Here is a 10783-nt window from a genome sequence, read left to right as displayed (position 1 = left end):
TATTCCGGCAAACCAACGGCCTCAATGACCGCTCGCGCTACGGCGGGTATCGCAAGTGAGCTGGGCGCAGATAAGTCTACGGCTGACCAGATCGGCATCGCCGTGGATGTGATACTCCCGTTCTCAGTAGCGGGTGCGGCTCGTGTGGCATCGGTCAGAATGGGACAGGTTAATTTGATGAGGCATGAGGCCGCGAAAGGTTTTTCGGGCGGTGGACATACATTGAGAAAGCATGTGGGCAAATCTGAGCGTGAATTACTGGAAAAGGTTAAGAGGGGTATACAGTCAGGCTCATTCAGGCCGGAACACGCTGCCAGCTCTTTCACTTCGCTGGACGTTGCCGAAAAAGCCATAAGCAAAGCCGTTAAAGCCAATCGGGCTAAAATCCGGCAATGGGCAAAAGGTAGTAGCGCTGATACTGGGTTTTACCTTACGTTCATGTATGACGTTAAGAAAAATGTAGGGATCATTGTAAAATATGATTCAACTGAGGCAGTTAAAGCCACCAAAATTGAGGTTGTTATGAAGAAAAAACAATTCAACAACAAGCCTTATTACATCACTACGGATTTTCCGGTAATTTAAATATGAAAAACTTCACCAACATTAGTAACTTTTTCATCGTTTTCTTCGGGCAAGACAGTGATGAATATGGCGAAAATTATCCCGACATTGTCGATTCTGCTTTCAAAATCTATATTGAAGATGGTGAAAACTATCTGGATAATCTGATCCGTAATATTGATGATTTCTGCCAGACTTATCCGGACAATGAATCTGCCGCTGTCGCTCTGAACAAGCTGACGCGATATTTAGCCGGTGACACCCATTATTATACCCCGACACTGCTTGATTTTCTTGCGTGGTTATCTGCCTCTCTGAAGCAAAAGCGGCAAGAAGATCGCGCTAAATAACATGAAAAATAAACTTGTCGTCGTGTTATTCAAGGAGACTTACTATGGTAAACCCTACTATATCCTTACTGCTTATCCTGTGCCGGGGTAACTGATGAATGATCATAAATGGATTAGCGATTTTTTCGTGGTTTTCTTCGGGCAGGACTCTGACGAATACGGAGATACTTATCCGGAAATTGTTGATACTGCCTTTAAAACCATCTCCAGGCATGGCATGCAACATATTGATGATTTGATTAATAGCATCGATCTGTTTCGGGAAACTTATACCGATAATGAGTCTGCGGCATCGGCTTAAAACACGTTGACGAACGGATTGGCTGGTGACACCCATTATTACACCCCAACGCTACTTGATTTCCTGGCGTGGCTATCTGCCTCTCTGAAGCAAAAACGTGAAGAATATCACGCTAAATAATTCGAAACTGAAAATAAAAACGGGAACCCTAAGGTTCCCGTCAGCACAGCATCAGCAGGGCTGATTACATGTGTTTGATCATCGCGTCGCCAAACTCTGAAGCTTTCAGCAGTTTAGCGCCGTCCATCTGACGCTCGAAGTCATAGGTCACGGTTTTGGCAGCAATTGCGCCTTCCATGCCTTTAACAATCAGGTCAGCGGCTTCGAACCATTCCATATGACGCAGCATCATTTCTGCAGACAGGATGATAGAACCTGGGTTCACTTTATCCTGGCCAGCATACTTAGGTGCAGTACCGTGGGTGGCTTCAAACAGTGCACATTCGTCACCGATGTTAGCACCCGGAGCAATACCGATACCGCCCACCTGCGCCGCCAGGGCGTCAGAGATGTAGTCACCGTTCAGGTTCATACAGGCAATTACGTCATACTCAGCCGGACGCAGCAGGATCTGCTGCAGGAAGGCATCGGCGATCACGTCTTTAATGACGATCTCTTTGCCGGTGTTCGGGTTCTTCACCGTCATCCACGGACCACCATCGATCAGCTCACCGCCGAATTCTTCTTTCGCCAACTGGTAACCCCAGTCTTTGAAAGCGCCTTCGGTGAATTTCATGATGTTGCCTTTGTGAACCAGCGTTACAGAATCACGGTCATTAGTGATTGCGTATTCGATGGCTGCACGCACCAGACGCTGGGTGCCCGCTTCTGAACATGGCTTAACGCCGATACCGCACTGCTCAGGGAAGCGAATTTTCTTCACGCCCATTTCATCACGCAGGAACTTGATGACTTTATCTGCTTCCGGCGTACCCGCTTTCCACTCGATACCCGCATAGATATCTTCGGAGTTCTCACGGAAAATCACCATATCGGTGTCTTCCGGGCGTTTCACCGGGCTTGGTGTGCCGGTGTAGTAACGGACAGGACGCAGGCAGATGTACAGATCAAGCTGCTGACGCAGGGCAACGTTCAGGGAACGAATACCGCCGCCGACCGGGGTGGTCAGTGGGCCTTTGATGGCAACGCGATATTCTTTAATCAGGTCGAGGGTTTCTTCTGGTAACCAGACATCCTGGCCGTAAAGCTCTACCGATTTCTCACCGGTGTAAATTTCCATCCAGGAAATTTTACGCTCACCGTTGTAAGCTTTCTGCACAGCGGCATCAACAACTTTGATCATCACTGGAGACACGTCAACGCCAATGCCATCACCTTCGATGAACGGGATGATTGGATTGTTAGGTACGTTGAGTTTTCCCTGATCCAGGGTGATTTTCTGACCTTCCGCCGGAACAACTACTTTGCTTTCCATTAACCTCTCCTTCGAGCGCTTTTTTTTGTTAATGACTTGTAAGATGCGCGTCAATACTACTTGAATATTGACTCCGCGCCAATCATCTCGGGATTGCGGTATAATGCACTCATTGTTACTCAGTGCAAAGACCATGCGAAAATCTTCCTTGACGAATCATCACCCTGGGCGTTCCGGCCCGCGCCGCGCCGCCAAACCAGCCGTTAAAGGCCCACGTTGCGTGGTGCTGTTTAATAAGCCCTTTGATGTGTTGCCCCAGTTCAGCGATGAAGCCGGGCGCCGCACGCTAAAAGATTATGTTCCCCAGCCGGGTATTTATGCTGCCGGGCGCCTTGACCGTGACAGCGAAGGGCTGATGGTGCTGACCAATGACGGCGCACTCCAGGCCACGCTGACCCAGCCCGGTAAACGCACCGGAAAAATCTATTTTGTACAGGTCGAGGGCGATCCGCAGGAGAGTGACCTGCAACCGTTACGCACTGGCGTAAATCTGAAAGATGGCCCCACCCTGCCCGCCGGGGTAGAAAAAGTGGCCGCCCCCGACTGGTTGTGGGATCGTCAACCTCCGATTCGTGAGCGCAAAGCGATTCCGACCTGCTGGCTGAAAATCACCCTGTTTGAAGGGCGTAACCGTCAGGTACGTCGAATGACGGCGCATATTGGCTTTCCCACCCTGCGGCTGATCCGTTTCTCCATGGGTGCGTTACAGTTACAGGGTCTGGCGCCAGGCGAATGGCGTGATATCAGCAACGAAATCTGATTTTTTAACGCGTGGCACGCTGCGCGTCTTAACCGAATGGAGGACATTATGTTTAAACCGCACGTCACCGTAGCCACGGTGGTACAGGCTGAAGGACAGTTTCTGGTAGTAGAAGAACGTGTGCGTGGACGCACAACTTGGAACCAGCCTGCGGGCCATCTGGAAGCGGATGAAACGCTGCTTCAGGCAGCGGTGCGTGAACTGTCGGAAGAGACCGGCATTGATGCGATTCCCCAGGCCTTTTTACGTCTGCACCAGTGGATTGCCCCGGATAACACCCCGTTCCTGCGTTTCCTGTTCGCCCTGGATCTGCCTGAAGCGATCGACACCTACCCACAGGACCGCGATATTGATCGCTGCTGGTGGCTGCCGCCGCAGGAGATCATGACGTCAAAAAAACTGCGCTCACCACTGGTCGCAGAAAGCCTGCACATTTATCAGACCGGCCCGCGCTATCCGCTGGAGATCCTCAGTGCCTTCCAGTGGCCGTTTAGCGAGAGTGCGCAGGTCGCCGACGCGTGATAGAATGCCGCGCAATTTTATCAGAGTCGCCTTTAACGGCTCCTTAAAGTCGGACAAGCAATGTTGAACAGTTCTAACAGCCAGAAAAAAGTGATCGTCGGGATGTCCGGCGGCGTTGACTCCTCCGTTTCCGCCTGGTTGCTCCAGCAACAGGGTTATCAGGTTGAAGGCCTGTTTATGAAAAACTGGGAGGAGGATGATGGTGAGGAGTATTGCACCGCAGCGGAAGATTTAGCCGATGCGCAGGCAGTCTGTGACAAGCTCGGGATCTATCTGCATACGGTCAATTTTGCCGCCGAATACTGGGACAACGTGTTTGAACACTTCCTGGCGGAATACAAAGCGGGTCGTACGCCCAATCCTGATATTCTCTGCAATAAAGAGATCAAATTTAAAGCCTTCCTGGAATTTGCCGCCGAAGATCTGGGGGCCGACTACATCGCCACCGGTCACTACGTGCGTCGCCAGGATGTGGACGGTAAAACCCGCCTGCTGCGCGGTCTGGATGGCAATAAAGATCAGAGCTACTTCCTCTACACCCTCGGTCATGAACAGATTGCACAAAGCCTGTTCCCGGTGGGCGAATTAGAGAAACCCGAAGTCCGCCGTATTGCAGAACAGCTTGATTTGATCACCGCGAAGAAAAAAGACTCCACCGGCATCTGCTTTATTGGTGAGCGCAAATTTACCGAGTTCCTGGGCCGTTATCTGCCCGCTCAGCCGGGGCCGATTGTGTCCGTTGACGGTGACACCGTCGGGCAGCATCAGGGTCTGATGTACCACACGCTGGGCCAGCGTAAAGGGCTGGGCATCGGCGGTACCAAAGACGGTAACGAAGAGCCCTGGTACGTGGTCGATAAAGACGTAGCGAACAATGTACTGGTGGTTGCTCAGGGCCACGACCATCCGCGTCTGATGTCCACGGGCCTGATTGCTCAGCAGTTGCACTGGGTGGATCGCGAAACGCTAACCGCACCGCTGCGCTGCATGGTGAAAACCCGTTATCGTCAGGAAGATATCCCCTGCACTGTCACCCCGCTGGATGCTGAACGTATTGAAGTACGTTTTGACCAGCCGGTGGCAGCCGTGACGCCTGGGCAGTCGGCGGTTTTCTATATCGATGAAGTCTGCCTGGGTGGTGGCATCATCGAGCAGCGTCAGCCGCTGGTTAACGCATAAGCGGGTTAACACATCAACAGTCGGGCCGCAGAACAGCAGCCAACGTACCAGCAGCCTGAAGTCTGGCGTATACAGGAGTTACCGTGGCGAAGAATTACTATGATATTACTCTGGCACTGGCTGGCGTCTGCCAGTCCGCTCACCTGGTGCAGCAACTGGCACACCAGGGACAGTGCCCGCCCGATGCGTTAAAAACATCGCTGAAGAGCCTGCTGGACCTGAACCCGTCATCCACACTGGCGGTGTTCGGTAACGACGAAGCAAACCTGCAGTTTGGTCTGGAAACCCTGCTGGCCGTGCTGAACAGCAACAGCCGTCAGGGTCTGGGCGCCGAACTGACGCGTTACACGCTGAGTATGATGGTGCTGGAGCGTAAACTGAACGCCAGCAAAACGGCACTGAATGAGTTGTCCAGCCGTATTGCCCAGCTCGATCGCCAACTGGCGCACTACGATCTGGAATCCGATACCCTGTTAAGCGCGATGGCAGGGATTTATGTCGATGTAATCAGCCCGCTCGGCCCGCGTATCCAGGTCACCGGTTCACCGGCTGTCCTGCAGAATAGTCAGGTACAGAGCAAAGTTCGTGCAACATTGCTGGCGGGTATCCGTGCAGCGGTGTTGTGGCAGCAGGTCGGCGGTGGCCGTCTGCAGCTGATGTTTTCCCGTAACCGCTTAGTCAATGAGGCAAAAGCGATTCTGGCCCGCCTTAACGGGACCCCAACCTGATTTTTTAACCGATCCTGGAGCAGCAACAATGGAATTATCCTCTCTGACCGCCGTCTCACCTGTAGATGGCCGTTATGGCGACAAAGTCAGCCCACTGCGTGGTATTTTCAGCGAATATGGCCTGCTGAAATTCCGCGTTGAGGTTGAAGTTCGCTGGTTACAGAAACTGGCAACCTGCGCTGCGATCAAGGAAGTTCCTGCATTTGATGCCGACGCAAACGCTTACCTTGATGCTATTGTCAGCAGTTTCAGCGAAGAAGACGCTGCGCGCATCAAAACCATTGAGCGCACCACCAATCACGATGTGAAAGCAGTGGAATACTTTCTGAAAGAGAAAGTGGAATCCGTCCCTGCCCTGCACGCGGTATCTGAATTTATTCACTTCGCCTGTACTTCAGAAGATATCAATAACCTGTCACACGCGCTGATGCTGGAAACCGCACGCCGTGAGGTGATTGTGCCTTACTGGAACAAAATCATCGTCGCCGTGAAGGACCTGGCGGTGCAGTACCGTGATATCCCATTGCTGTCGCGCACCCACGGCCAGCCTGCAACGCCGTCAACGCTGGGTAAAGAGATGGCGAACGTTGCCTATCGCTTTGAGCGTCAGCTGCGCCAGTTAGAACGCATTGAAATCCTGGGTAAAATCAACGGTGCCGTGGGCAACTACAACGCCCACATCGCGGCGTACCCGGAAGTGGACTGGCATGAATTCAGTGAAACCTTCGTGACATCATTGGGCGTGACATGGAATCCGTACACCACGCAGATCGAGCCGCACGACTACATTGCCGAGCTGTTTGACTGCATGGCGCGCTTTAACACCATTCTGATCGACTTCGATCGTGATGTCTGGGGTTACATCGCACTGAACCACTTCAAGCAGAAAACCATTGCGGGTGAAATCGGTTCTTCCACCATGCCGCACAAGGTGAACCCGATTGACTTCGAAAACTCCGAAGGCAACCTGGGCCTGGCTAACGCCATGATGCAGCACCTGGCCAGCAAACTGCCGGTATCACGCTGGCAGCGCGACCTGACCGACTCCACGGTACTGCGTAACCTCGGCGTGGGCGTGGGCTATGCGCTGATCGCTTATCAGGCAACGCTGAAAGGCATCTCCAAACTGGAAGTGAACCGCGCGCGTCTGCTGGACGAGCTGGATCACAACTGGGAAGTGCTGGCTGAACCGATCCAGACAGTCATGCGCCGTTACGGCATTGAAAAACCTTACGAGAAGTTGAAAGAACTGACGCGCGGTAAACGTGTTGACGCTGAAGGCATGAAAACCTTCATCGACGGACTGGATCTGCCGGAAGACGAGAAAACTCGCCTGAAGCAGATGACCCCGGCCAACTATATCGGCCGCGCCATCCAGATGGTTGACGACCTGAAATAATCTCGCCCCACCGGGCCGGCTCAGTCGGCCCGTGTTAACCTCTTGTTTATCTGATCTCCCCTATACTTAACGCCTGTTGTGCCCCAAAAAAAGCGAGCCACCGTTCGGGCTATTGCACCTTCAGGTCTCCTGGGGCTATGTTGTTAATTCTGGTTATTTGATCTTATTAAGGATTCGGTTATGCGAGTGTTAGTTGTGGAAGATAATCCGCTGCTGCGTCATCATCTGGCGGTGCAGTTGCGTGAGATGGGCCACCAGGTTGATGCCGCCGAAGACGCGAAAGAAGCCGACTATTTCCTCAATGAACACACACCGGATATTACCCTGGTCGATCTCGGGCTGCCGGATGAAGACGGCATGGCGCTGATCCGCCGCTGGCGCAGCCAGGAAGTCCGTCAGCCGATTCTGGTCCTCACCGCGCGTGACGGCTGGCAGGCTAAAGTTGAAGCACTGGAAGCCGGTGCCGATGATTACGTGACCAAGCCCTTTCATATTGAAGAGGTCGTGGCCCGGATGCAGGCGTTGATGCGCCGCAACAGCGGGTTAGCCTCGCAAATTATCACCCTGCACCCTTTTCAGGTGGATCTCTCACGCCGTGAGCTGACGATCAATGAGCAGCAGATCAAACTGACCGCCTTCGAGTACACCATTATTGAAACGCTGATACGCAATGCAGGCAAAGTGGTCAGCAAAGACTCGCTGATGCTGCAACTCTACCCCGATGCCGAACTGCGCGAGAGTCACACGATTGATGTGCTGATGGGCCGCTTACGCAAAAAAATCCTGGCAGAGCACGCTCAGGACGTCATCACTACGGTGCGCGGTCAGGGCTACCGCTTCGATCTCTGAGCATGTTTAACTGGCGCCGCAAAAAACCGCTTTCGCTGCGGGTCCGTTTCTTACTCGCTACCGCAGCGGTCGTGTTAACCATGTCGCTCTCCTACGGCATGGTGGCGGTCATCGGCTATGTGGTGAGCTTCGATAAAAACACCTACCGCGTGCTGCGCAGCGAAAGTAATCTGTTTTTCACTCTCTCCCAGTGGCAGGACAATAAGCTGACTATCGTGCAGCCTGAGCGCATGACGCTCAATTTTCCTGCGCTGGTGTTTATTTACGACAATAACGGCAAACTGCTGTGGCAACAGCGCGACGTCCCCGATATTCGCAGCAAGATCCGCCGCGAATGGCTGAATAAGTCGGATTTTTATGAGATCGACACCAATAATCACACCAGCCGCGAAGTGCTGGGCAACGATCGGGATGCACAAAGTAAACTCAGCGCCTATGACGATGATGGCAACGATACCTTCACCCATTCGGTGGCGGTGAACCGTTATGATGCCACGCCCAGCCTGCCGGCGCTGACCATTGTAGTGGTCGACTCCATTCCGCAAGAGCTACAACACTCTGACGTGGTGTGGTCGTGGTTCAGCTATGTCTTGCTGGCCAATCTGCTGCTGATTATCCCGTTGCTGTGGCTGGCAGCCCACTGGAGTCTGCGTCCGATTGGCGCACTGGCGGCCCAGGTCCGTGAGCTGGAAGGTGGCAATCGCGACACGCTTGATCCCGCCCCGCCCCAGGAGCTAAAAGGGCTGGTGCGAAATCTGAACCTGCTGCTGGATAACGAACGCCAGCGCTACACCCGTTACCGCACAACGCTGAGCGATCTGACGCACAGCCTGAAAACCCCGCTGGCGGTGCTGCAAACTACGCTGCGTTCGCTGCGCGGTGAACGCAATCTCTCCATCGAACAGGCCGAACCGATCATGCTGGAGCAGATCAGCCGTATCTCCCAGCAGATTGGCTATTACCTGCATCGCGCCAGCATGCAGGCCGATCACCATGCACTGAAGCGCGATGTGCATTCGGTGCCGGCCCTGCTCGACGGGCTGTGCTCGGCACTGAATAAAGTCTATCAGCGAAAAGGCGTTGTTCTGACGCTGGATATTTCACCGGAGGTGATTTTCGTCGGTGAGCAGAACGATTTTATGGAAGTGATGGGCAACGTACTGGATAACGCCTGCAAATACTGCCTGGAGTTCGTTGAGGTCAGCGTGCAACAGACGGAAAAAACACTGCTGCTTATCGTTGAGGATGACGGTCCTGGCATTCCGGAGAACAAGCGTGACCTGGTGTTTATTCGCGGTCAGCGTGCCGATACACTGCGCCCCGGCCAGGGGCTGGGCCTGTCACTGGCACGCGATATCCTCGAACAGTACGCGGGGGATATTCGTGCCAGCACCAGCGAGCTTGGCGGCGCACGTATGGAAGTCGAATTCCAGCGCCAGGAAATGCTGCACAAGCACGAGTAATTTTCCCCCCGGCCATGACATTACACAGTGGCCGTGCGCTGTTATAATCTTTCCACTTACGCGTTTCAGGAAACCATCATGGATTATCAGCTCGATCTCAACTGGCCCGATTTTATTCAGCGCTACTGGCAGAAACGCCCGGTAGTCCTCAAGCGCGGTTTCAAAAACTTCGTAGACCCTATTTCACCCGACGAACTGGCGGGTCTGGCGATGGAGAATGAAGTCGACAGCCGTCTGGTGAGTCACCAGGAGGGTAAATGGGAAGTCAGCCATGGCCCGTTTGAGAGCTTTGATCATCTTGGCGAAAATAACTGGTCACTGCTGGTACAGGCCGTTGACCACTGGCATGAACCTTCTGCCGCCCTGATGCATCCCTTCCGGATGATCCCCGACTGGCGCGTTGACGATCTGATGATTTCCTTCTCGGTGCCGGGCGGTGGCGTTGGCCCACACTTCGACCAGTATGATGTGTTTATCATTCAGGGAACCGGCCGTCGTCGCTGGCGTGTGGGTGAAAAAACGGAGCTGAAACAGCACTGTCCGCACCCGGACCTGCTCCAGGTGGAACCCTTTGATGCGATTATCGATGAAGAGATGGAGCCGGGCGATATTCTCTACATCCCGCCAGGATTCCCGCACGAAGGCTACTCACTGGAAAACGCGATTAACTATTCAGTCGGTTTCCGTGCGCCAAGCGGACGTGAACTGATCAGCGGCTTTGCTGATTACGTGCTGGCACGTGAGCTGGGCAGCCGTCGCTTCAGCGATCCGGATGTGCAGCCACGCGAACATAATGCAGAGATCCTGCCTGACGAACTCGATGGTATTCGCGCCATGATGATGGACGTCATCAACCAGCCTGAGCACTTTAACCAGTGGTTCGGTGAGTTTGTTTCGCAGTCGCGCCACGAACTGGATGTCGCCCCGCCGGAACCGCCTTATCAACCGGATGAGATCTATGATGCGCTGCAACAGGGTGACAGGCTGTCACGCCTTGGCGGCCTGCGCGTGGTCTCGATTGGTCAGGCCGTATTTATTAACGGTGAGCAGGTGGAATCGCCGCACCGTGCAGCCCTGACCGCACTGGCGAACGATTTAACGCTGGGGCAGGATCAGTTCGGCGATGCGCTGGACGACCCGTCCTTCCTCGCCCAGCTGGCCGCGCTGGTCAACAGCGGCTACTGGTATTTTGCTGACGAAGAGTAATCCCTGCACGGGGCGGCCAGAAAAAGT

The 10783-nt window shown here is 53.7% G+C and carries 12 protein-coding genes; 11 read left to right on the top strand and 1 reads right to left on the bottom strand.

What is annotated here, in order from left to right:
- The 3 genes from HHI26_RS21665 to HHI26_RS21655 all read left to right on the top strand — a co-directional run.
- A partial coding sequence (locus tag HHI26_RS21665; protein ID WP_171149692.1) for an RNase A-like domain-containing protein occupies nucleotides 1-585 on the top strand: 585 nt, incomplete at its 5' end.
- Nucleotides 586-587: 2 nt separating this feature from the next.
- Nucleotides 588-914: a contact-dependent growth inhibition system immunity protein gene (locus HHI26_RS21660; RefSeq protein ID WP_133843300.1), complete on the top strand. Its 327-nt coding sequence runs from the start codon at nucleotides 588-590 to the stop codon at nucleotides 912-914.
- 94 nt (nucleotides 915-1008) lie between these two features.
- A complete protein-coding gene (locus HHI26_RS21655; RefSeq protein WP_171149691.1) occupies nucleotides 1009-1215 on the top strand; it encodes a hypothetical protein in 207 nt (68 codons plus the stop codon).
- Between the two features lie 184 nt (nucleotides 1216-1399).
- Here the strand turns inward: HHI26_RS21655 and icd are convergent, their stop codons facing one another.
- Nucleotides 1400-2650 (bottom strand): NADP-dependent isocitrate dehydrogenase, encoded by a 1251-nt coding sequence (icd, locus tag HHI26_RS21650; protein WP_133843297.1) that lies wholly within the window; start codon nucleotides 2648-2650, stop codon nucleotides 1400-1402.
- A gap of 103 nt (nucleotides 2651-2753) precedes the next feature.
- Between icd and rluE the strand changes: the two genes are divergently transcribed.
- The 8 genes from rluE to HHI26_RS21610 all read left to right on the top strand — a co-directional run bounded on the left by rluE (nucleotide 2754) and on the right by HHI26_RS21610 (nucleotide 10756).
- Nucleotides 2754-3410: a 23S rRNA pseudouridine(2457) synthase RluE gene (gene rluE, locus HHI26_RS21645; RefSeq protein WP_159337283.1), complete on the top strand. Its 657-nt coding sequence runs from the start codon at nucleotides 2754-2756 to the stop codon at nucleotides 3408-3410.
- 48 nt (nucleotides 3411-3458) lie between these two features.
- The gene (locus tag HHI26_RS21640) at nucleotides 3459-3932 is read left to right on the top strand and encodes an NUDIX hydrolase (RefSeq protein ID WP_133843295.1); all 474 of its coding nucleotides are present in this window, start codon (nucleotides 3459-3461) and stop codon (nucleotides 3930-3932) included.
- A gap of 60 nt (nucleotides 3933-3992) precedes the next feature.
- On the top strand, nucleotides 3993-5111 hold the full coding sequence (mnmA, locus tag HHI26_RS21635) for a tRNA 2-thiouridine(34) synthase MnmA (RefSeq protein WP_171149690.1): 1119 nt from the start codon (nucleotides 3993-3995) through the stop codon (nucleotides 5109-5111).
- An 83-nt stretch (nucleotides 5112-5194) separates the two neighbouring features.
- Nucleotides 5195-5839, top strand: coding sequence for a high frequency lysogenization protein HflD (gene hflD, locus HHI26_RS21630; RefSeq protein WP_133843293.1), 645 nt, complete (start codon nucleotides 5195-5197; stop codon nucleotides 5837-5839).
- A gap of 28 nt (nucleotides 5840-5867) precedes the next feature.
- Nucleotides 5868-7238 carry an adenylosuccinate lyase gene (purB, locus tag HHI26_RS21625; RefSeq protein WP_133843292.1) on the top strand — a complete coding sequence of 457 codons (1371 nt, stop codon included), beginning with the start codon at nucleotides 5868-5870 and terminating at the stop codon, nucleotides 7236-7238.
- 180 nt (nucleotides 7239-7418) lie between these two features.
- On the top strand, nucleotides 7419-8087 hold the full coding sequence (gene phoP / locus HHI26_RS21620) for a two-component system response regulator PhoP (RefSeq protein ID WP_133843291.1): 669 nt from the start codon (nucleotides 7419-7421) through the stop codon (nucleotides 8085-8087).
- Nucleotides 8088-8089: 2 nt separating this feature from the next.
- Complete coding sequence (gene phoQ, locus HHI26_RS21615; RefSeq protein ID WP_171149689.1) at nucleotides 8090-9550, top strand: two-component system sensor histidine kinase PhoQ; 1461 nt, start codon at nucleotides 8090-8092, stop codon at nucleotides 9548-9550.
- A 78-nt stretch (nucleotides 9551-9628) separates the two neighbouring features.
- Nucleotides 9629-10756, top strand: a complete 1128-nt coding sequence (locus HHI26_RS21610; protein WP_159337285.1) for a cupin domain-containing protein — start codon at nucleotides 9629-9631, stop codon at nucleotides 10754-10756.
- Nucleotides 10757-10783 lie beyond the last annotated feature (27 nt).

Source organism: Erwinia sp. JH02, from assembly GCF_013074405.1.
In the GTDB taxonomy this organism is placed as follows: Bacteria; Pseudomonadota; Gammaproteobacteria; order Enterobacterales; family Enterobacteriaceae; genus Erwinia; species Erwinia rhapontici.
This window is presented reverse-complemented; position numbering and strand designations above follow the sequence as displayed.

Excerpts from the sequence above, each read along its gene's own strand:
- HHI26_RS21655 (WP_171149691.1), top strand. The coding sequence starts at position 1,009 with ATGAATGATCATAAATGGATTAGCGATTTTTTCGTGGTTTTCTTCGGG.
- purB (WP_133843292.1), top strand. The coding sequence starts at position 5,868 with ATGGAATTATCCTCTCTGACCGCCGTCTCACCTGTAGATGGCCGTTAT.
- icd (WP_133843297.1), bottom strand. The coding sequence starts at position 2,650 with ATGGAAAGCAAAGTAGTTGTTCCGGCGGAAGGTCAGAAAATCACCCTG.
- mnmA (WP_171149690.1), top strand. The coding sequence starts at position 3,993 with ATGTTGAACAGTTCTAACAGCCAGAAAAAAGTGATCGTCGGGATGTCC.
- HHI26_RS21660 (WP_133843300.1), top strand. The coding sequence starts at position 588 with ATGAAAAACTTCACCAACATTAGTAACTTTTTCATCGTTTTCTTCGGG.
- phoP (WP_133843291.1), top strand. The coding sequence starts at position 7,419 with ATGCGAGTGTTAGTTGTGGAAGATAATCCGCTGCTGCGTCATCATCTG.
- phoQ (WP_171149689.1), top strand. The coding sequence starts at position 8,090 with ATGTTTAACTGGCGCCGCAAAAAACCGCTTTCGCTGCGGGTCCGTTTC.
- rluE (WP_159337283.1), top strand. The coding sequence starts at position 2,754 with ATGCACTCATTGTTACTCAGTGCAAAGACCATGCGAAAATCTTCCTTG.
- HHI26_RS21610 (WP_159337285.1), top strand. The coding sequence starts at position 9,629 with ATGGATTATCAGCTCGATCTCAACTGGCCCGATTTTATTCAGCGCTAC.
- HHI26_RS21640 (WP_133843295.1), top strand. The coding sequence starts at position 3,459 with ATGTTTAAACCGCACGTCACCGTAGCCACGGTGGTACAGGCTGAAGGA.